This window comes from Acinetobacter sp. ANC_7682, from assembly GCF_056779795.1.
Genome location: NZ_JBWYIQ010000038.1, coordinates 1 through 21574, shown reverse-complemented (window position 1 = coordinate 21574; position 21574 = coordinate 1). Strand labels below are relative to the sequence as shown.

The following is a 21574-nucleotide window of genomic DNA, read 5'->3' as shown; positions in this document are numbered from 1 at the left end:
TTGGGATAGTTTTATCACAGCATTTCAATGTTGCAAGCAAGTGATCGGTAAGTTTTTTACCGTCGGTATTGAAGGTAACAATTGTAGAATTTGTCATCGAATCAGGCGTGGATTTAGGAGAAGTTGCAACTTTTCTAAAAAGCTCGAAAATCATTTTAAATCCTTTGATTTGACTTTCTTTTACCTTAATAACGGATTTGTTTAACGCCAGCATACTTTTTGAAACACCACCTCTAATTTTTATCTTAAGTTCGCTCATTATTTATATGAAGATTCATTCGAGGTTCAATCTTTACTCTATTCAGTACGATTAAACTTTCTTACGTGTAATAGAGTTTTCTTGATTCTGAAAATTTAGCTAATTTTTTTATAAATGAATCGAAATAATCTTTTTCCTTATCTTCAGTTCGAAAACCTGCATATAAAGTACGCCTTAACCCCTCTGGTGCAACGCAATCTAGGCGACGTGAAGTGACCCACCCTTTGGTTTCATATTCGTTTACCACCCAATCTGGTAAAGCTGCGATTCCACGCCCACTTGCGACTAACTGAATCAGCATCTGGGTCAGATCTGTGGTTCGAATATTTTTTGGAAGAATATTTGCAGGAATGAACAACTTCGACATGATATCTAAACGATGTTTGTCTACTGGAAATGTAATCAGCGTTTCTTCAGCTAAATCTTGAACAGTAATGTTTTTTGCACGTACCAAAGGATGTGTTGTAGATAAAACAAGTCGTGATTCATATTCAAATACTGGGAAATATTCAACTCCTTTTAATGCAATTGGGTCTGCAGTAATCAACAAATCAAATTCGCCATTTTGTAGCAATTCATGAGGATTTGCTTCAAACCCTGATGCAAAATCTAAATCAACATCAGGATATTGGTTTCGATACTGATTTAATATCGGCATGAGCCAATCAAAACAACTATGGCATTCTGAAGAAAATGTAATTCTACCAGTTTGCCCATGGATAATACGCGTGATATCACTTTGAGCAATCTGAACTTGCGGTAAAATTTCATCCGCTAACTGCAACAGTCTTAAACCAACATTAGAAAAAGTAATTGGTCTCGTCTTGCGGTTGACGACTTCAACCCCCATCCACTGATCAAGCTCACGTAACTGATGAGATACGGCTGAAGGTGTAATGCAGAGATCACTCGCTGCAGCGACTAAAGAGCCATGCTCTCTCAAAGCCAATAGCATTTTCAAATGTTTTAGTTCGATCATATGGGAAAAAACTCAAATCATGATCCCTCTAGGGATATATTAAAATCTTCGCTTTAGCCCACATTAAATGAGCTATCTAGGCTGATAAGACATTTGGGTGAAATTAAATCAATCCTTTTACAAGGAAGATACTTCCTATGATAACTAACAAGACAGCGAAACATTTCTTTAACATAGCTGGCGATAAGGCATGTGCAGTTTTGGCACCAAATTTTGCTGTTATAAAACTCATCACACTAATGCCAATGAAAGCATAAATATGAACATACCCGATGGTATTCGGCACATTGATCTCAGCAGTCATACCAAAAACCATAAACCCTATAGCACCAGCTAGAGCTATTGGTAATCCACAAGCAGCAGATGTACCGACAGACTTTTGCATCACCACCCCATAACGATTCAGATATGGAACGGTCAGACTACCACCACCTATCCCAAAGAGTGCCGATGCAATCCCAATGACACTACCTGCTGCAACTTGCTGACTTGATGAAGGAAGAGCCATTGTTGAATTAACTGCTTTGTTCGCGCCTGTAAACATAGTATACGCCACCCAAATCAAAAATAAGCCGACCATGATTTGAAGATGTAATCCCGGTAACAAACCAGCAATTCCAGCACCTGCAAAACAGCCGATGGCCATGGGTGGAGCTAGATTTTTAAATACAGGCCATAGCACAGCACCATTTTTATGGTGTGCCATTAATGAGCTAATCGAAGTGACAACGATTGTTGCTAAAGATGTACCTAGTGCCAGATGCATAATGACATCAGGATCATAACCCATTTGGGTAAAGACAATAAAAAGTAGTGGCACAATAATCGTACCACCGCCTACACCAAACAGCCCAGCCGCAAAACCAGCAAATGCACCGATGATTAAAAAGGTTATAAGTTCCACAATAGACTAACTTTTAAAAAGATGAAGGGATTAAGGGGTTGAGTTAAGCGTGTTCCAACTGACCCACTTGATGATAAGCACGGTTAAAGTACACCAAACTTTCTTCTTGATTACTTTGCTTTACTGCAGTCACACGGCATAAAAAAATACTATGTGTACCGACTTGTTGAATATTCTCAATCTCGCAATCAAAACTGACTAAAGCATCTTCTAAAATCGGCGACCCAGTTTTTAAATCAATCCAATCACCTAGTCTGAAGCGATCTTCTGAGCTGAGCTTGCTTGAAGCAAAAGCATTCGAAAGCTGTTCATGCTGAGTACTCAGTACGTTTACAGCCAAGACTTTATTTTCAACAAAATGTGCATGTGAACGAGAGAACTGATTCATACAGACTAATAGTGTTGGCGGAGTATCTGTGACACTACATACCGCAGATGCAGTAAAGCCATGCATCCCTGCTTCGCCTGTGGTTGTAATCACATTTACCGCAGTTGTAAGTAAAGACATTGCATTTCTAAAGTCTGTTGCTTCAATCATCTCTTTCATCTCAAATATACATATGACGTGTCGTCCATTAGACAGAACAAATGATCTTGCGACGATTTGCCCTGATTAATACAAGACTACGTTTGATTAAGCTTCTAGCTCTTTACGGACAATGGCAGCTCCAGCACTTAAAGCCTCAAGCTTGCCACGTGCCACTTGACGAGAGAGCGGCGTCATACCACAGTTCGTTGATGGATAAAGCTTATCCGCGTCCACAAATTGCAAAGCTTTACGCAGGGTATTCGCGACTTCTTCTGCGGTTTCAACTTGATTAGTTGCCACATCAATTGCACCGACCATGACTTTCTTACCACGAATCAATTCAATCAAATCCATTGGCACACGTGAGTTTTGGCATTCAAGCGAAATAATATCGAGCTTAGATTGTTGTAGCTTCGGAAATGACTCTTCGTATTGGCGCCATTCATTACCCAAAGTTTGTTTCCAATCGGTATTGGCTTTAATACCGTAACCGTAGCAAATATGAACCGCAGTTTCACATTTTAAACCTTCAAGTGCACGCTCTAAGGTTGGTACCCCCCAATCATTTACTTCATCGAAGAATACGTTAAACGCCGGTTCATCGAATTGGATAATATCCACGCCTACTGCTTCGAGCTCTAAAGCTTCTTGGTTTAAAATTTTGGCAAATTCCCAAGCCAATTTTTCACGGCTCTTGTAGTGACCATCAAATAAAGTATCAATCATGGTCATTGGACCAGGCAACGCCCATTTAATTGGCTGATTGGTTTGGCTACGCAAGAATTTCGCATCTTCAACAAATACCGCTTGTTTACGAGAAACTTCGCCCACAACAGAAGGTACACTTGCATCATAACGATTACGAATACGCATGGTTTCACGCTTTTCGAAATCCACACCTTCAAGATGCTCAATAAATGTAGTGACGAAGTGCTGACGGGTTTGTTCACCATCACTCACGATATCAATACCAGCAGTGACTTGCTCATGTAATGATAATTTCAATGCATCACGTTTTGCCTCAAGAAGCTCTTCCCCTTCGAGTTTCCATGCAGACCATAGTTTTTCAGGCTCAGCTAACCAAGATGGTTTCGGTAAACTACCCGCAGTTGAAGTTGGGAGTAATAATTTCGGTGGTGTAAGTGCCATGTCTAATCTTCTTTCTCTAAATTCGTGAATCTGTATATCAATTGGATGTTTTAAGCAGCTGTTTCGACTTCGAAATTTTCAGCCCATTCATTTAAAATGTCTTGATAAGGCTTAATGAAATTTTCTTCTGTCCATTTACCTTGTTTGACTGCTAACTCAGCACGTTCTACACGGTCATACACCACACGTGTAAGTGAATAATCGCCATAGCTTAGACTTGGTTGATACACCACACCTGCAGGAGAGTTGGTGTTGTAGATTTCAGGTCGATAGATGCGTTGGAAACTTTCCATAGTTGCAATCGCACTGATCAATTCAAAATCAGTGTAGTCTCGGACTAAATCGCCAGCAAAATAGAATGCGAGTGGTGCGTTACCACCTTCAGGTTTGAAATAACGTACACGTAAGCCCATTTTGGCAAAATATTCATCGGTACGTGAATATTCATCATTTTTGTATTCCACACCCAAAATAGGATGTACGTTGGTGGTACGGTAATAGGTTTTAGAGGTTGAAACACTTAAGCAAATTACTGGTTCTTTATTGAATTCTGCTTTAAATACTGCTGAATTCACCAAATGTTTATACAATTTGCCATGTAGATCACCAAAATCTTCAGGTTTTTCACCCACGCCACAACCCAACTGAGGCAATACCACACTGAAGTCGTAATCACGCACATAAGATGAGAAGCTATTGCCAATCATACCTTCAATACGTTCACCTGTTTGGTGATCAATCACAACGCTTTTAAGCGTTTCAATAAATGGGAAAGTTTGTCCATTGCCTTCGATATCAATTTCTGCAGAAATGATGTCGATCTCAAGTGAATATCGATCACCTTTAGGATTATCGACAGTCGCCAAGCTATTAAAACGGTTGTTGATCATCGCAAGTGTACGGCGCAGATTTTCCTGACGACTTTCACCACGAGCCAAATTAGCAAAGTTTGTAGTCAAACGTGTACTTTCTGCTGGCGTATAGTTTTCATCAAAACGGATACGTTTAATTGAACACTCAAATGCTGTACTCATGGAGATTGCCACCTAAAACTTTATAAAAAACTAAATTTCTGAATGGCTGTATTTAAACGCGAATAATAAAGTGAGTAAAACGATATAAATTCAGCTTAAGATGAGAATCCCTCATGTTAAAGCATATTCGCTATTTCAGGCTTAACCGTACTAATTCAGCCTCACATTTCCCAAAATCTAAGCATAGATAAGGTTTATTCAATATGAAATTAAATTGTTCATTGTCTTTATAGTATTGACGGATAAAAGTTAATTCTTGCCCGACTGTAATTCTGTCCCAGATGACAGGTTCAAGTTCAGCAATTTTATCTTTTGATGTATATGCTGATACGGTTGTTGAAGTCACTTTGCCTATGGTTTCTTTGCTGTGACGATGGCTATTGGGGGTTTTGATCAACAAGACAAATAACCATGCATCTTTATAAAGAATGTCTTGAACAATGAGATCAGCAACAGGTAATCCTTGTTTTAGTTGATATGTTCTTTGCCGACTGGTTAAATTTAATGAATATCGTTCGGTTAATTTATGAATAATCTTTTCAATATCAATTTTACCTAACTCAGTTTGCACTATAAATTTGCAGTAAAAATATGATCCTCTTGTGACCTTATCTTGAATTTTTTGTGCGGTGTATTTTGTGTGGGGCTGTAATCAATCATTTTATGTCATCCAACTATGCACTTTTCATGTCAATCAACAATCCACTTAAGTCCAAATTTCTTCATCCATTTTTGAATTGTTCATCAACAATAATTTTCTCTACATTTCCCATTTTGCTGAGCGCGTCAGCAATCAGCATTAATCAAATTGCGCTAGCACTATCACCTCACGTTGTAAGGTGACAATAAAGTAGTTCCTAATGCGCATTACGAACCTTGATCAGCAAATCTTATACTTGTTTAAATAGTATATCAACATTATTGATATATTAAATTAACTTTGATAATATGGCTGCATATCAATCGAATTGTGGATTGACCATCCATTCCAACTTTCTTTTTTGAAGTTGTTTGAATGGCTGACCACCATTCAAACAACTTTGATACATATTGCCCTGAATATAAGACTAACCATCTTCATATTGCCGATGTAGCGGACTGCTGGGGAAACCTCGCTCGGTACGTTGCAACGGGGGCTAGAGGATTGCAATATCCTTTTTCTATCCGTTCATTCACTTTTTAAGAGTTCCAAGCAAATAAAAAGTGGTTGGGCGACAAGGAAACGGGAGCCTATAAGCGATTTATCGTGAAATGGTCATTTGGTTAGTAATAGCCAAGTTAGGTGTGAAATTATGAAAATAGTGGAACATTGAAACCCTGTTCAAAGTGATACAGTCAGGAGCAGCATAGGATGTGCGATAGTCTCCGTTAATAGCTGAATGTGTATGCTTGATCGAACAAGTTTTTTACTTGGAAAAGTATGCTCATTTCCAATCACGATGGCTGCTGAGAGTGCCGTAAGGTACTAGGGCTTTGAGGCTAACGCTGGAAAAGCTGGCACCATTTTGCGCAAGCTGAATGGGTCGCTGGATAGCTTAAACGTGTAACAGCATTAATCGATAGATGCTGATTGGAGTGTAAGAGTTTTACCCTTTACAAAGTTGTGTATACATCATATCCCGATATTTTTAAGGAACTACGGTCGGGGGAAACAGGAAGTATGTATACAGGCGAGAGGATAAACGGTCTGCACATTAAGACACTTTGAAATAACTTGGGAAGCACTGAATAAAAAGGCTTAAATTGGTTAAAAGTCTGCTGTATTTTTTCAGTGTGGGAGCGATGGTGAGTAGCGCATATAAAGCAAGTATTTACTTGCGGAAATTGTGATACCAATCTTCATAGTAAGATTTGTATTAAATGAGATAGCTAGCTTAAAGCGAATCCTAAAACATTTCGATTTTTTCAGTCGGGATGCTCATTGCGAAAACTTGAGTTGGCACATGTGTGAGCATGTTGGACAATATGTAGAAAAGAAAGGTTAATGGAACACTGGTCGTGTTTCTCACTCGGGGATTGGTCTCCTTGACTAGGCCGAGATTGGTACAGTGTAAGTATTCTGAAGTTTGGTCACTGATGAAAATATACTTATACGGGTTTGCCTGAGACTTAAATCAGGATAATGCTACACCAGCATGAAAAAATCGTGGCTTGTTCTTCCAGATTAGACAAGCATAAAACTATTGCCTAGCAGTAGAAATATGAAATGGAATATGGCCTAAGTCGGCATGAAAAAATTGAACCGCCAGTACAGGCGTAATCATCTGCTCAACAAAGAGCGTTAACAAATGCATTAGGCTCGATCCCTTAGGGACGAGCCTTGTCTAACTTTAGGACAAAGCCCTTCCTTTTACCACTCAAAACGTTCATTTCTCAATTTACTATCTTGATCATCTTTTTCTGATTGAATTTCTATACGCTTCAACCACACTTCTTCTTTCAAATTGATAAATGGTAAAAGTTTAGGGTGTGATAGCTTTAGTTTTTCTTTCAAGGGGTGAACCGTACCGGGTTTGTCGGAGACTTTTTTTATTTAAGTTAGGCCACCTGACCTAACGGGTTAATCTTATCATAGTACATTGCTTCAAACTCAAAAGGCGATACATAACCCAGTGCACTGTGTACACGCTTTTTATTGAACCAATCTACCCAGTTTAGTGTCGCAAGTTGTACATCTGCTAAACCTTGCCAATCTGCTTTTAAATATTCAATCACCTCTGTTTTGTATAAGCCATTCACCGTTTCAGCCAGAGCATTATCGTATGAATCACCCGTTGTACCGACTGATGCTCGTAAATTTGCAGCTTCTAAACGATTGGTATAGCGAATAGAAAGATATTGAACACCTCTATCGGAATGATGAATCACATTCTTTGGCATGCCTCGATCGTGCAATGCTTGCTCAAGTGCATCGAGCACCATATCTGTATTCATCCGTGTAGATACTTTCCATCCAACAATTGCTCGTGAGAACACATCAATAATAAAGGCGGTATAGACCCAGCCTGAATTTGTTTGAATATAGGGGTGAGTAGACCAAGGGAATTTCACCCTTAGCCCCTCGCAGAACCGGACATGAACCTCTCAGCTCATCCGGCTCCCATTATCCAACCGATGGTAAACATCCCATTTTCCAGTGCACAAAGGCATTTGGAAAATCACGCGCAAGTCGCCCTAAGGCATATCTAGCCCGTCTTTTATGACGGGCCAAGTTTTTATACTTACGCCTCATCCAGCGTATAAGATAAGCATTCATGTGTTGCCAGATCGCTGACATTGCTGAACCATGGAATCGACCATAGTATTGCTGCCAACCTTGAAGAATTGGATTGAATATTGCAGATAAATCACTTAATTCGCGATTACACATCAGATGTAGATGCCATTTCCGAATAGTCTGTCGCATTGCTTTAAGTGCATCACGACTGACTGCAGGAGAGAAATTTACATAAACTCTTTTATACTTGTCCACAGCCTTACGGGGCCTAAACGTGTACCCGAGAAAAGTAAATTGAACATCGGGATATGCTTTACGACGATTAATATCTTGGCAATAAACAATCTTTGTCTTGTCTGGATGCAATTCGAGACCACATTTACGAAATCGTGCATCGATCTTTTGTAAAACAAGTTTGGCTTGAGATAAACTCCGACAATGAATTACGCCATCATCTGCATAACGGCAGAACCGTACACTTTGAAGATGTTTCGTAATCCACATATCAAAAGCATAATGCATAAATAAATTCGCCAATAAAGGACTCACAACACCACCTTGTGGTGTGCCGCGATTCCTTTCTAAAAGATGGCCATTTATGTGTTGCATTGGTGCTTTTAACCAACGTTGCACATATAAAAGAATCCATGGAATTTCACAGTGTTTCTTGAGTGCACGCATGAGTAAATCATGGTCGATGTTATCAAAGAGACCTTTGATATCAAATTCCACAACCCAGTCATAATCCCAACTTCGTCTCCTCACTATCGCAATTGCATCATGGGCAGAACGCCCCGGACGATATCCATATGAGTTTGGATGAAATAATGGATCAATTTTCGGCTCTAATAAGAGCTTAACTGCTGTTTGCGCGACTCGATCTGCAACTGTTGGAATACCTAGTATACGCACGCCACCTGACTTCTTTGGAATCGGAACAGCCTTAACTGGCGGTGGAAAATAACTGCCAGAACAAAGTCGATTCCATAGTTTGTATAGGTTGTTCTTTAAATGCTTTTCGAATTGCTCAATAGATTCATGATCAACGCCTGGAGCGCCACCATTCTCTTTGACTTTTTTAAATGCCTCCCAGATTAACGCTTTAGGAATGTTAAATGGTTTGGTCATAAAGTTTTGCTCCTCCTGCTTGCACAGTTGACAAATCCGTAGACCTGGATAATGCAACCCCTTCGCTCCATTACCATTACAGTAACTTCAACACTACTACGAGTTGCTCCGCCCCTTGGTGACGCATTGCTATTATCAGCCTTGCCTTTTGAGCTTGTGCCTTTCGCTTGACATCGCCACCGAAGGTTCCCGCAGTTCAACGTAAGAGCCTGAATTAGGATCGCGCTGCCTCTACGCCGGACACCGAATGGCCCGTAAGCAGGTAACGGCCAAACTAATCGCGGGGTAACTTCCATCCCCGGTTTTGATGTCATTTGAGTACTTTCGACACTTGAACGGCAGTTCACTGTTGTTCGCCTTCTTAATTCTTACCTGACATCTCTACGATGCCTTTTCCATAACGCTCACGACCGGGACTTTTGATCCAAGCCGCTTATGGTGGTTTGCTACCTGCTCCTGCAAGCCGATAGCGAGGGGCCATACCCTCATCTCTTACGCCGCTTGCTGCGGCACACTAAAGTCAGCAACCCACAAGTGATTAGGCTGATCAGCTCTAAAATTCCGTTTCACCAAGTCAGGTGCTCGTTTTTGGTCATCTCGGCTACGGGTGGTTTGTTTGTTCTTACCTCGCCAAACACCTTGTATACCTAGCTTTTTCATTAATCGAGCAACTGTACAACGTGCAATAACATAGCCTTCACGTTTCAGTTGTTGCCAGACTTTACGTATACCATACCGACCTGAACTTTCCTTCCAAATTCGTTTAATCTCCTCAGCATGATGCAAGTCATGTTAATCTCGCTTTGCTCGATGTTCTGGATTTTCGCAGAGATCTAGAGTCCGGTAATAGGTTGAAGGTGCGATCGGTAAAATCCTACAAATCGCATCAACACCATATAAATCTTTATTGTTATGGATGAAATCCACCATTATTTGTGTGGACCGTCGAGCTCCGCCTGGGCGAAAAAAGCGGCTGCTTTACGTAGAATCTCATTGGCGCGTTGCAGTTCTTTATTTTCGCGTTCGAGTTGTTTGATACGTTCTTGGTCTGAAAGCTGCTGTACTTTAACTGGATTTTGTTTATCTAAATATTTTTGATACCAAACACGTAGTGTTTCAGGAGTACAACCTATCTTGGGAGCAATAGCGGTGATCGCAGCCCAATTCGATGGATAATCTTTTTCAGATTCAATCAATAATTGAACCGCTCTTTCTCTGATTTCAGGGGTATATTTTAATTTTGTCATCAGGATAGTCTCTCAGAATATTGACTCTCCGACAAACCCGGTACGGTTCACAAAGCTTTACATGCCAAGATATGACATCAGGCATTGCAAATTGATTTTTTAGAAGATGCGCTCAGAAAAATAGGGCAGCTGAGCGACAAAAAATGATCGATAAGACCCATCAACTTTCGGTACGACAACAATCGCAATTGATTCAAATCAATGGATCGAACACGCCCAATGCTCGACGTGCCAGTACAGCCCGCGAATATCTGGATATGGCAAAGCAGCGCCCCAACTTGACCATCATGACGCATGCCACCACCCATAAAATTCTGTTTAGTGGCAAACAAGCAATTGGGGTGGAATACCTGCAAGGTGCAAATCGGCAACAGTTACATCAAGTCTATACGAATAAAGAAGTTTTGCTCTGTGCAGGTGCAATTGCATCTCCGCAAATTTTACAATGTTCAGGTGTAGGCTCTAGCGAGTTACTGCGTGATCTAGATATTGAACTTGTCCATGATTTACCTGGTGTCGGGGAAAATTTACAAGACCATCTGGAAATGTACCTGCAATATAAATGCACAAAACCTGTTTCGCTCTACCCCGCCTTGAAATGGTATAACCAGCCTGCTATTGGTACCGAATGGTTATTCAATGCAACTGGGATTGGCGCCAGCAACCAATTTGAAGCAGGGGGGGTTATTCGCTCTTCCGATGAATTTTCTTGACCCAATATTCAGTTTCATTTCCTGCCTGTTGCGATTAACTACAATGGTAGCAACGCAGTCAAAGAACATGGCTTTCAAGCCCACGGCGGTTCTATGCGCTCACCCTCGCGTGGACGCATCAAATTAAAATCTAAAGATCCATTTGAACATCCAAGCATTCTGTTTAACTATATGTCCACAGAGCAAGATTGGCGCGAATTCCGCGATGCTATTCGGATTACACGTGAAATCATGCAACAACCCGCATTAGATCCTTATCGCGGTGAAGAAATTAGTCCGGGTAAACATTTAAGCAGTGATGCAGAATTGGATGACTTCGTACGCAATCATGCTGAAACGGCCTACCACCCTTCTTGTAGCTGCAAAATGGGCGAAGATGAAATGGCCGTGGTCGATGGTCAAGGGCGTGTGCATGGTCTGCACAATTTACGTGTGGTTGATGCCTCTATTATGCCGTTAATTATCACAGGGAATTTGAATGCTACGACCATTATGATGGCTGAGAAAATTGCCGATCAAATTCGTGGACTACCAGCATTAGCTCGTTCCGATGCAGGTTTTTATCAAGCTCGTTCATCTGCATAGTTTTCTCACACTCATCAGCAATCAGCAATCAGCAATCAGCAATCAGCAATCAGCAATCAGCAATCAGCAATCAGCAATCAGCAATCAGCCCACATTACTTCGATGAATTAATGTGGTCTTTTTAATTCTTTATATCTTTAAGTGCAAAAAATTTATTATAAATCACTGAAATTAATAAAAATAAAATAACCATCACTCAAATTTATATACATTATATCTACATTTATAATAAAAATTACATAGTCAATACTTATTTCGTCTAAAATAGCAACCGATTAGAAATGTCTAGTTAAACTAAATGCTACATTTTTCTTAATGGTTAGGATTCATGTATTTCACTCCCTCTCTTCTGAACTTTTAGTTTACGACCATTTCTGTCACCCTCTTTTTTATATTTTTGTTGCTCTCTATTCGCTCTAAAGCGATACAAAACACCTGCTCACAAGGTTAAAATCGTATGAAAACTTTTTTAAAATACCTCGCGGTATTTATCGTACTGCTTTTGCTTGCAGTGTTGATTTTTTTATTCCGTTCAACTGCGTCTAAAAAAATTCAAACCTCAAATGATGAACCTGTTGTTGATGCCGTTTTAGTTGGTGGGGGCATTATGAGTGCAACCTTAGGCACTTATCTCACCGAACTGGAACCGAACTGGAAAATCCGCATGTACGAACGACTCGATCAAGTTGCTCAAGAAAGCTCGAATGGCTTTAACAATGCGGGTACAGGTCACTCAGGCTTTATGGAAATGAACTATACCTCTGAGAAAGACGGTAAGATGGACATTACTAAAGCGGTACAAGTGGCTGAACAGTTCGAAGTTGCAAAACAGTTCTGGTCTTACCAAGTTAAACAAGGTGTTTTAGGCGAACCAACAAGCTTTATTAACCCTGTTCCGCACATTGCTTTTGTCTGGGGTGACAACGTTAATTTCTTAGAAAAACGTTATGCAGCAATGGTTCAAAATCCAATGTTCTACGGCATGAAGTTTTCAGAAAATCCTGCTGAAATTAAACAATGGGCGCCATTGGTCATGAATGGTCGCGATACTGCGCAAAAAGTTGCTGCAACCCGTATGGATGTTGGTTCAGACGTCAACTATGGCGCGATTACCACGCAATTGGTTAATCACCTAAACAAACAATCCAACTTCAAATTAGAAACCTCAACAGAAGTCACGGGCATTAGCCAAAATGATGACAAAACTTGGACGGTTTCTTTCAAGAGTTTGAAAACAGATGCAACTAACCATGTGAAAACGCGCTTCGTATTTATTGGTGCGGGCGGTGCTGCAATTAAATTATTGCAGATGACTGGTCTTCCTGAATCTAAGCAATATGCAGGTTTCCCTGTGGGTGGCGTGTTCTTGATGACCGACAACCCTAAAGTGACTGCTGGTCATACGGCTAAAGTGTATGGTCGTGCTGAACTCGGTGCACCGCCAATGTCTGTTCCACATATTGATACGCGTTATATTGATGGTAAAAAATATGTGTTATTTGGACCATTTGCGACCTATTCAAACAAGTTTTTGAAGCAAGGTTCTCAGCTAGATTTATTAAAATCTACCAACAAAAACAATGTCTTACCTATGACCGCTGTCGGTTTGGAAAATCTGGACTTGGTTAAATACTTAGTGAGTCAGGTGATGATGACGGATGAAGATCGTTTCAATGAACTGAAAAAATACTATCCAGATGCAAAGCCTGAAGATTGGCGTTTAAGCCAAGGCGGTCAACGGGTACAAATCATCAAAAAAGAAGATGGTAAACCAGCCAAACTCCAATTTGGTACAGAAATCTTCGCTTCTAAAGATGGTGCTGTAACGGCCTTACTGGGTGCGTCACCTGGTGCTTCGACTTCACCCTACATCATGTTGAGTTTGCTTGAAAAGGCCTTCCCGCAACAAGTACAGGGTAAATGGAATCCGAAATTACATGAAATTGTAAAATCGTACCAACAAGAGTTAAGCTCAAACCCTGTGTTACTTGACCAAGTACGTCAATACACCAGCCAAACTTTAGGATTGAAATATACGCCTATGGCGCAAGCAGCAAATAATTCAACACCTGCTCTAAGCAAAGCGCAATAATTTCTTTTCTATCGGAAGGATGAACTACGGTTCATCCTTTTGCTTTTCATATTATTCCTATCTTTGTTTATGTCTTATCTTCAGTCTGAAGCTTTTATTGCTTTTCGTTGTCGTGATTTCTCTTTACTAAGCCTCAATCAACTTTGTTTGGTGCTTGCTGTGGTCATGCAGGAAGTCGCAATTGGTTTTGCACTTTATCAAATAACCCAAGATCCGCTCAGTTTAGGCTTCATTGCCGTAGTAGAACTGCTGCCTTTTATTGGCTTGTCTTTTTTCGGCGGGCATTGGGCAGATCGATATAACCGTCAAAAGCTGCTGCAATGGAGCTTTAGTCTGAGTAGCGGCATTCCGTTATTAATGATTGTTGTTTTTTATGTTTTCCAGACCAAACAGATTGAGCAAAACACGCTGCTCTATTTAGTTTATTTTCTTATTTTTTGCTTAGGCATTTTGCGGGGAATATACAGCCCTGCATTTAATTCAATACGCCCATTTTTAATCTCTCGGCAAGCAGAAAACAATGCTTCCATGTGGACGACTTCGATCTGGCAATTTGGAGCCATTGCGGCTCCGCTATGTGCTGGATTATTACTGAGCCATGTGGGACTTGTTGCAACGCTAGGTGTCATCTTTCTGTTGAGTTGTATTGGCAGCCTTGCTGTTTGGCAACTCAGTCCACGTAGTTTTCCCATCTCGATACACGGCCAAGTGTTGCAAAGTTTAAAACATACTTTTAGATTTATGTTGCAACAACGTGTGCTGTTTTGGAGTATGTTATTGGATCTTGTGACAGCCTTATTTTGTAGTGTTATCGTGCTGCTCCCAATCGTCGCTCACGATGTTCTGCATTTAGGCGCCGAAGGCTTAAGCTTACTAAGAGCAGCACCAGCTATCGGCACGGCTCTAATGATGGGTGTATTACTGCATTTTTCGCCAAGCCAAAAAGCTTGGCGCAATATGTTACTTGCCAGTATAGGAATTGCAATCACGACATGTGTATTTGCTTTATCGACATCACTATGGCTAAGTATCGCTCTGCTTATACTGATTGGCGCTTTAGATAGCATCAGTATGGTGATTCGCCAGAGTTTGTTACAGCAACTTCCTCCTCAAGACTTACATGGTCGTGTGGCGGCACTCAATGGGATATGGGTCACTACAGGCAACCACTTGGGTGCGTTAAACAGCAGTATGGCATCACGTTATTTTTCCATCACGCCTGCGATACTGATCGGAGGAAGCCTATGTTTAAGCATTTGTCTTTTCAGCTTTTTTCGTAATAGAGATTTACTCAAAACACCATCAAGTTATGAGAAGTATAAATACCTATAATAGAAAAAATAGAAGCTTACACAAAATTTGCCCATACTTGTTTCATGCGTAATGAGTTTAGATAAGGATTGATTTTATGGCAAAAACAACCGAATTAACTCACCGACTTTGCACACTCATTTATTTTGTGATCATCTTTGTCATCATGGCGTATTGTCTGCTTAATGCAATGTATACCGTGATTATTGGGGGTACGACATTCTATCTCTTTGCCAGTTTTCTACTGGTTCTACAGCTTATTTTTGCCTTGCGAACTTCGCTTAATAGTCGCATTTACACCAGTTTAGGACTGGTATTGCTGATTGTAGGATTGTTATATAACCACGGGCTGGATTTTTTGAGTCATTTAAAAGCGATTATATTAATTCCAGCGCTCATGCTGACACTATTTGGTCTTGATAGTATATATAAACATCCAACTCGCTTGATGCTCTTGAAAATTGGACTTGTGCTGGGTCTGCTGCTGCTGGCATATAGCCAATATTATGAGTTGGTTGAACTACAAAACTACTATAACTCGCTGCACAATGGTGAAACTTGGCAGCAATTTGGAGCGTTATAGATGATGATTGACCTTCTCCCTAACCAAAAGGCATAGCTATCTACACCTTTAGGCACTTAATGCTTACTGATGCGATGATGTCTTGATCTGTTCGCATGCAATCGGTTTTTTATCATTCTCACCCTCCGCATGATGGTGACGGGCGTTTCATCGGCAGGGATCACCTGCTTATGGTTCATTCCCTTGCAAAGCAGTGCTTCTCAGGTTCACAGTACTCTAGTCGTGATTTTAGAGCGCTATTATTGACAAATGATTGTATTCAAAGTATGTCTAGACGCGGCCTTGCGCAGTATACTGCTCATGGGATAATGCAGTGACTGAAAGCTTCTTTCATACATTAAAAGGTCATGTTGTACATGGCAGTGTGTTTTCGACTCGAAAAGAAGCGAATGCTGTCCCAGCTGAAATACGTCATGCTATTTATACGACGAATGCGATTGAATCACTGAATAGCGTAATCCGCCATTCAACAAAAAAGAGAAAGATCTTCTCTTCAGATGATTCAGTAAAAAAGGTCATTTATTTAGCAACATCAAACGCTGCTAAAAAATGGACGATGCCAGTCCAAAATTGGCGTTTAGCGATGAATTGGTTTACGATTCATTTCGATGATCGATTAAAAGATCATTTATAAAAAATGGAACTTACACAATTTAATTTACAGTCTCATATTAAGGCTTCTAGCTCAGCATTGATTTTAGTATTTGGAGATTTTAATGGATGTTTATTCTGACTACTTAATCCATTAACACCTTGCTCAGAATATCGTTTCCACCACTTGCGTAACCTTGGTCTAGAAATCCCGCATCTCTGGCAAACCTGGCCAGCATCATTGGTATCTTCAAAGAATTTACCCCAAACAAGACTTTGTTGAATTTCTCTGTCCATAGATGCTAATTATATTAGAATGATGTCTATGAATCACACAATTTATGAAAAAGATCTACTATATAAACCCATTAGTAAAAATTTAAAATATAATTTATCTATTTCTGAAATTATTGACAAACATATCCCTTAAAGTCAACGTTGATTTTTCATTTTTAAATAATTTATGATAAATAACATCCACTTCTATCAAATTCTCCTTAATTAAAATAGGGAAAATTTTAAATGTGTTATGAAAATTATATTTTTTAGCAATAAAACTCGGCATAATGACCCCATAATCTGTTTTTTCAACTATATCCGGGGCAGCACTATAATAAGGTATATTCATTTTATTTTTACACCCCAATTTATTTAAAATTTTATTAACAACTTCAGAATGACCAGTTATATTATTATCCACACCAATCAGACTTAATGAGTTATAATTATTAAAATCCCCATCAGATTTAATCAATGGGTGTCCATCCCTAATCATTAAAACAAAGCAATCTTGAAATAAATTTTCAGATATTAAGTTAATATTATCTTTTAAAGAGGGAAAATTACCAATTGCAAAATCAATTTTACCCTCCCTCATTTTCACTTCCATTTCGAATTGATTAACTTGCAAGACATTGATATCAATATTTAAATTCGCCTCATCCAATAACAAGCAAAGTGGTGGAATAAAAAAAGATTGTGCTAAATCAGACATAACTATATTATAATTTTTCTTATAGAACAAATTATCATTATACCCCTTTTGATTCAATGATAACTCTATTAACTCAATCGATTTTTTTAGATTATCAATAATCTTCCTACTGAAAATTGTAGGTTTCATATTTCCAGACGTACGAACAAATAAATCATCATCATAAATATTTCTTAATTTTTTTAATGATTGGCTCACTGCAGGTTGTGAAATATTAAGAATTCTTGCTGTTTCTGTTAGATTTTCAGTATCGAATAAACTACAGAACACTTTGACCAAATTATAATCAAAATTTTCCATGCAATTCCTCCTTGAAAAACAAAATTCCATAGTTGATATTAAATATTAACTATGGAATTAGATAACGACTTACTTCATAAGTTTTCTGGCTAGACCATCAGGATTTAAAAATAAAATTGTAAAAATCCCAATAATAATCATATAGATACCAACAGAGTTAAAACCAATATTGACACCTCTAATCAGATTTTCAGCCATTTCTTTAGATACCATTATACCTTTAGCAGGTTGTATATAACCAGCTGTATCCATTAAATATCCCACCATAGTTGGAGAGACTATACCTCCAATAGACGCAGTTGCAACTAATGTTGCCATGACTGCAGCACGTTGTTGTGAACATACACTGAAACCTACTGCCATGGTCGCTAAAGGGAAACACATTGCGAAACCAGCTGCAATAGTAATCAATATGATACACATACTATTCGATGCCATTGGTATTAAGAAAAAGCAAATACCTGATATCAAAATCATTGATCCGAAAATCATACCTAATGAAACATGTACAGTCTTGTCCTTCCGCATCAAAATTCTTGAAATATAACCGGCTCCAGCTAGGCTTAATGCACCCATAATCCAAGGAAAGCTTGAAACTGTTGCGATTACTTCTGGTGAAAAGGACCCTAGTGCTGCAATATATTTAGGTGTCCATGTAGTTAAAAAACCTAATGACCAAAAACACCCTAAACCAGCTAAAAATGCAGAATAAAACATTTTTGAATTTAAAATTTTAAAGAATGGTACAGGTTTTAGGTCATCTACAAAATGAACAATACTTTTACTATTTAAGTTCACTTGTTTTTTTTCAATAGGTAGAGTTTTTTCCTTACTGAAATGGCTATATGGACCTTCTTTGAATACTAATGCCCACAAGATTGTCCATATAAGGCCTACCGCACCCAAAAATCCAAATGCCCAGCGCCAACCCCAATCTGGATGAGCAATAATATAAGCTAAGATTGGCGCAGCAATTACAGGACCTAATGTAGTACCGGAAGCAACCAAACTACTAGGAAAACCTCGTGATGAAGGTTCAAACCAACTTTGAACATGTGTTAAAGATATAGATGAAGCAGGACCCTCTGCTGCCCCTAGAATAATTCGAGTCACTAGGAGAGCCATTGCTCCACCACCAAATAACATAGGAAATTGTAAAATTGCCCAACTCAAACCCATAACCAAAATAATCCACCTGGTTTGAATCTTTTCAGCAACAAATCCAACAATGATTCCTGATATGGCAAATAAAAAGAAAAATGAACTTCCAATAAAACCAAACTGAGTACTTGTCATCCCTAACTCAGACATTACAGACTCAGCAACTAAACCTAATACAGCTTTATCTGCAAAATTCACCATTTGAAAAACTACTAGCAATGTCGTAATAATCCAGGCTTTTCGCATAATTCTTTTTCTATACTCAAAATCCGTATCAATTATCTCATTCTCTGACTTCATTAATCATCCCCTCTTTCATTAAATATTATTTAGAATTTAAATTCATATGTTGTAATGACACGATTTTCTTTAAAACTATTACCTGAATTGTTTTCAATACCATACCGAGTATCAGTTTGTGTGTATCTCCATTCTAAACTCAATCCTTTAAATTTACCTTCAGGAACAGCATATATAAGACCAACAATAGTTTCCTCTTCTTTATTATCATTTAATCCCGGTCTTTTAATATTATGACCATAATGGTAACCTAATCTTGTTTTAAAGCCATCCATTCCATGATTCTTAAAATCATGAATATAATTCAGATGCCATGTTAATTCTTCAGGATTATAAAAAGGAAGATTTGACCATGCTTGCAAATAAGGTTGTGGCGGATAACCAGCAAGGGTTGGGAAAATATCTTTCCCCATATTCTTTTGCACCCCTATACTGAGTTGATTATCATACTTATAATACGTACCCATTAAACCCACAGCCTGACTATCTATTTCTCCATATAAATTTTTTCCATCTTCTACATTATAAAAATAACTACTTTCAATTTTTAATTTTGATTGTTCAAATTGCTTTGTGTAGGCCAAACCTAGATAATTTTGTTGATAAATATCTTCAAGCTGACCAAACCAGTAAGATCCCGAAAAATACTCACTGAATTTATAATCCAAGCCAATAAAATTTAATCCATCACTTTCATATCTTGGTCCAGATCTTAATAAACTTAATTTTTCATATTGATCATCATTCCTTGCATTAATATGCGTAATCCGCCCCATATTAATATTTAAATTTTTGATTTCTTTTGACTCTAGCATCACCCCTGCATATGAAGTCGGGAGCTGCCTTGAAGTATCAATAAATACAATTGGATTTTTTGGATTTAATTCCCCCACCTTCAACTCTGTATCTTTATATTTAAATTTTAAGGTGACTCCATACTTCCCATAGGACTCTTTTAATTTATTATCCTGAGTGTCGTAAGGAAAATTAGTATCACTGAGCTGTTCATTTTTATCATTGAGCCGAAATGCATACCTTAGACTAAAATCAGTTCCCATTTGTATAGCAGTATCTGTATATCCAGACTGATATAATGCATTGATCGATTGTGACCAGCTCCCCAAATCATGAGATTGCGGATTTGAAAATGTCCTTTCAAAATAAAAATTTCTCAGATCGATTTTAAATTTATCATCTTGAAAAAATTCTGCATGTGTATGTGTTGATATTAAAATTGACATCATGATACCGAGTGGTATTTGCTTGAGTATCCCGGACCCTTTCATAAATATTCCTTGTTAAGTTATTTCCAGCATCTCTTTTACTTGGTAAGGAGAGATGTATGTTTGCTTATTGATTGACATCAAATATCCAGAACCAGAAATTTTGATTTTGATCGTGAACAGCACACCAAAATCTGTTCATTACTCTCTTTCTCTTCATCCGTTAAATACACATCACGATGATCAGGCTCACCGTCCAACACATCACATAAACACGTGCCACACACGCCTTGTTCACATGATTTCTCAATCTTGATGCCTTCTCTCGCTAATGCGTCGATCAAGCTTTCATCCGCTGCAACCGTAATAATTTTATTACTGCGCTGCGCAACGACTTCAAAGCTATCGCCTGTGACATCTGTTTCAACGTTAAAATATTCCTTATGAATCTGCTGATCCGCAAATTGATTCACTTTAGCTAAATCAATGACCCAATCCATAAAGCCATTCGGACCGCACGTATATATATGTGCTTCAGAGTTGAGCTGTTTAAAATGGTCTGTGAGGTGGTCACGATGACTTGAACCTTCAGCTTTAAAGTGAAAAGTCGTGAATGGCGCAAGTGGTCCCTGTTCAATTTCTTCGACGAAAGCACAGCGATCGCGACTACTGCCACAATAATGCAATTCAAATGATTTACCTTGGGCTAGTAGCTCATATGCCATGGTAATGAGTGGTGTAATGCCAATACCGCCACCAATCAATACTGAGTGTGAAGCATCAACCAATGGGAATAAGTTTCTTGGTGCACTCACCTGCAACTGCATACCCGGTGTAAGTTGCTCAAATGCACATGTTGAACCACCACGTGACTGAGGATCTTTCAAAATACCGAGGCGAAAAATGCCGACTTGTTTAGGATCTTGGCAAAGTGAATATTGGCGTATTAGGCCATTCGGCAAATGCACATCAATATGTGCCCCTGCTTCTATACTTGGTAATGTGATTGCATTTGCTGAGGTGAGTTCAAGCACTGCAATTGTGCCACCCTCTACATAGCGGCGCTTTACCACGACATCATGTAAGCCCATCATCTTTTTTACTCACTTGATTCTTGTAAGTGTAAAAGGATTAGCAAAAGCTAATCCTTTCCTGACTTATAAAATATAGCTAATACCCGCTAAGGTATCGGTTGAATTAATGAGGTTAATCACCTTGCGACGAATCTTGAAGCCATTTTCTTCATCACGTACCAAGTGGTAAATCACATCTGCT

General features: G+C 38.9%; 16 protein-coding genes, 7 pseudogenes and 1 other annotated feature. Of the genes and pseudogenes, 7 read left to right on the top strand and 16 right to left on the bottom strand.

All coding sequences use genetic code 11. The features are described from left to right. The coding region (locus tag AC1M9D_RS12520; RefSeq protein ID WP_481612304.1) for an IS1 family transposase at positions 1 to 205 on the top strand (205 nt) is incomplete at its 5' end. Positions 206 to 320: 115 nt separating this feature from the next. On the opposite strand, the gene AC1M9D_RS12515 is transcribed toward AC1M9D_RS12520, so the two are convergent. From AC1M9D_RS12515 to AC1M9D_RS12470, 10 genes and pseudogenes are all read right to left on the bottom strand, one after another. Further along, on the bottom strand, positions 321 to 1238 hold the full coding sequence (locus AC1M9D_RS12515; protein WP_481612303.1) for a LysR family transcriptional regulator: 918 nt from the start codon (positions 1236 to 1238) through the stop codon (positions 321 to 323). Positions 1239 to 1341: 103 nt separating this feature from the next. Continuing rightward, positions 1342 to 2142 (bottom strand): sulfite exporter TauE/SafE family protein, encoded by an 801-nt coding sequence (locus tag AC1M9D_RS12510; protein WP_092766427.1) that lies wholly within the window; start codon positions 2140 to 2142, stop codon positions 1342 to 1344. 43 nt (positions 2143 to 2185) lie between these two features. After that, positions 2186 to 2680: a flavin reductase gene (locus tag AC1M9D_RS12505; protein WP_035269657.1), complete on the bottom strand. Its 495-nt coding sequence runs from the start codon at positions 2678 to 2680 to the stop codon at positions 2186 to 2188. Between the two features lie 96 nt (positions 2681 to 2776). After that, positions 2777 to 3820 (bottom strand): methionine synthase, encoded by a 1044-nt coding sequence (locus AC1M9D_RS12500; RefSeq protein ID WP_481591114.1) that lies wholly within the window; start codon positions 3818 to 3820, stop codon positions 2777 to 2779. 50 nt (positions 3821 to 3870) lie between these two features. Next, complete coding sequence (locus AC1M9D_RS12495) at positions 3871 to 4854, bottom strand: putative oxygenase MesX (RefSeq protein WP_481612302.1); 984 nt, start codon at positions 4852 to 4854, stop codon at positions 3871 to 3873. A 130-nt stretch (positions 4855 to 4984) separates the two neighbouring features. Beyond that, positions 4985 to 5425 (bottom strand): hypothetical protein, encoded by a 441-nt coding sequence (locus AC1M9D_RS12490; RefSeq protein WP_481612301.1) that lies wholly within the window; start codon positions 5423 to 5425, stop codon positions 4985 to 4987. A 1779-nt stretch (positions 5426 to 7204) separates the two neighbouring features. Further along, the gene (locus AC1M9D_RS12485; RefSeq protein ID WP_481610520.1) at positions 7205 to 7348 is read right to left on the bottom strand and encodes a hypothetical protein; all 144 of its coding nucleotides are present in this window, start codon (positions 7346 to 7348) and stop codon (positions 7205 to 7207) included. A gap of 44 nt (positions 7349 to 7392) precedes the next feature. Then, positions 7393 to 7878, bottom strand: a pseudogene (locus tag AC1M9D_RS12480) (IS3 family transposase); the annotation flags it as partial. Positions 7879 to 7957: 79 nt separating this feature from the next. After that, positions 7958 to 9199, bottom strand: coding sequence for a group II intron reverse transcriptase/maturase (ltrA, locus tag AC1M9D_RS12475; RefSeq protein ID WP_005401461.1), 1242 nt, complete (start codon positions 9197 to 9199; stop codon positions 7958 to 7960). Between the two features lie 504 nt (positions 9200 to 9703). Next, positions 9704 to 10446 (bottom strand): annotated as a pseudogene (locus AC1M9D_RS12470) (IS3 family transposase); the annotation flags it as partial. Continuing rightward, positions 10055 to 10171: a sequence feature (AL1L pseudoknot), on the bottom strand. Its footprint overlaps the pseudogene before it by 117 nt. A gap of 51 nt (positions 10447 to 10497) precedes the next feature. On the opposite strand from AC1M9D_RS12470, the pseudogene AC1M9D_RS12465 reads away from it, so the two are divergent. The 6 genes and pseudogenes from AC1M9D_RS12465 to AC1M9D_RS12440 form a co-directional block, all read left to right on the top strand. Next, a pseudogene (locus AC1M9D_RS12465) lies at positions 10498 to 10655 on the top strand (IS3-like element ISAcsp5 family transposase); the annotation flags it as partial. A 3-nt stretch (positions 10656 to 10658) separates the two neighbouring features. Then, positions 10659 to 11744, top strand: a pseudogene (locus AC1M9D_RS12460) (GMC oxidoreductase); the annotation flags it as partial. Positions 11745 to 12201: 457 nt separating this feature from the next. Continuing rightward, positions 12202 to 13836, top strand: a complete 1635-nt coding sequence (gene mqo, locus AC1M9D_RS12455) for a malate dehydrogenase (quinone) (protein WP_481594342.1) — start codon at positions 12202 to 12204, stop codon at positions 13834 to 13836. Between the two features lie 69 nt (positions 13837 to 13905). Further along, a complete protein-coding gene (locus AC1M9D_RS12450; protein WP_075166811.1) occupies positions 13906 to 15168 on the top strand; it encodes an MFS transporter in 1263 nt (420 codons plus the stop codon). Between the two features lie 76 nt (positions 15169 to 15244). Beyond that, on the top strand, positions 15245 to 15730 hold the full coding sequence (locus AC1M9D_RS12445; protein ID WP_075166733.1) for a hypothetical protein: 486 nt from the start codon (positions 15245 to 15247) through the stop codon (positions 15728 to 15730). 397 nt (positions 15731 to 16127) lie between these two features. Next, positions 16128 to 16364, top strand: a pseudogene (locus AC1M9D_RS12440) (transposase); the annotation flags it as partial. A gap of 35 nt (positions 16365 to 16399) precedes the next feature. Here AC1M9D_RS12440 and AC1M9D_RS12435 read toward each other — a convergent pair. The 6 genes and pseudogenes from AC1M9D_RS12435 to AC1M9D_RS12410 form a co-directional block, all read right to left on the bottom strand. Further along, positions 16400 to 16618 (bottom strand): annotated as a pseudogene (locus AC1M9D_RS12435) (helix-turn-helix domain-containing protein); the annotation flags it as partial. 94 nt (positions 16619 to 16712) lie between these two features. After that, entirely contained in the window at positions 16713 to 17615 is a 903-nt protein-coding gene (locus AC1M9D_RS12430; protein WP_481612300.1) for a LysR family transcriptional regulator, read from the bottom strand. A 69-nt stretch (positions 17616 to 17684) separates the two neighbouring features. After that, positions 17685 to 19076 (bottom strand): MFS transporter, encoded by a 1392-nt coding sequence (locus AC1M9D_RS12425; RefSeq protein ID WP_481612299.1) that lies wholly within the window; start codon positions 19074 to 19076, stop codon positions 17685 to 17687. A 29-nt stretch (positions 19077 to 19105) separates the two neighbouring features. Continuing rightward, positions 19106 to 20317, bottom strand: a complete 1212-nt coding sequence (locus tag AC1M9D_RS12420) for an OprD family outer membrane porin (protein WP_481612298.1) — start codon at positions 20315 to 20317, stop codon at positions 19106 to 19108. A gap of 122 nt (positions 20318 to 20439) precedes the next feature. Further along, a complete protein-coding gene (locus AC1M9D_RS12415) occupies positions 20440 to 21393 on the bottom strand; it encodes a PDR/VanB family oxidoreductase (RefSeq protein ID WP_481612297.1) in 954 nt (317 codons plus the stop codon). Positions 21394 to 21456: 63 nt separating this feature from the next. Next, positions 21457 to 21574 (bottom strand): annotated as a pseudogene (locus AC1M9D_RS12410) (aromatic-ring-hydroxylating dioxygenase subunit beta); the annotation flags it as partial.

Coding starts and splice junctions, on each gene's coding strand:
- AC1M9D_RS12415 (WP_481612297.1), bottom strand. CDS start 21,393: ATGATGGGCTTACATGATGTCGTGGTAAAGCGCCGCTATGTAGAGGGT.
- mqo (WP_481594342.1), top strand. CDS start 12,202: ATGAAAACTTTTTTAAAATACCTCGCGGTATTTATCGTACTGCTTTTG.
- AC1M9D_RS12505 (WP_035269657.1), bottom strand. CDS start 2,680: ATGATTGAAGCAACAGACTTTAGAAATGCAATGTCTTTACTTACAACT.
- AC1M9D_RS12515 (WP_481612303.1), bottom strand. CDS start 1,238: ATGATCGAACTAAAACATTTGAAAATGCTATTGGCTTTGAGAGAGCAT.
- AC1M9D_RS12445 (WP_075166733.1), top strand. CDS start 15,245: ATGGCAAAAACAACCGAATTAACTCACCGACTTTGCACACTCATTTAT.
- AC1M9D_RS12500 (WP_481591114.1), bottom strand. CDS start 3,820: ATGGCACTTACACCACCGAAATTATTACTCCCAACTTCAACTGCGGGT.
- ltrA (WP_005401461.1), bottom strand. CDS start 9,199: ATGACCAAACCATTTAACATTCCTAAAGCGTTAATCTGGGAGGCATTT.
- AC1M9D_RS12430 (WP_481612300.1), bottom strand. CDS start 17,615: ATGGAAAATTTTGATTATAATTTGGTCAAAGTGTTCTGTAGTTTATTC.
- AC1M9D_RS12420 (WP_481612298.1), bottom strand. CDS start 20,317: ATGTCAATTTTAATATCAACACATACACATGCAGAATTTTTTCAAGAT.
- AC1M9D_RS12425 (WP_481612299.1), bottom strand. CDS start 19,076: ATGAAGTCAGAGAATGAGATAATTGATACGGATTTTGAGTATAGAAAA.
- AC1M9D_RS12495 (WP_481612302.1), bottom strand. CDS start 4,854: ATGAGTACAGCATTTGAGTGTTCAATTAAACGTATCCGTTTTGATGAA.
- AC1M9D_RS12450 (WP_075166811.1), top strand. CDS start 13,906: ATGTCTTATCTTCAGTCTGAAGCTTTTATTGCTTTTCGTTGTCGTGAT.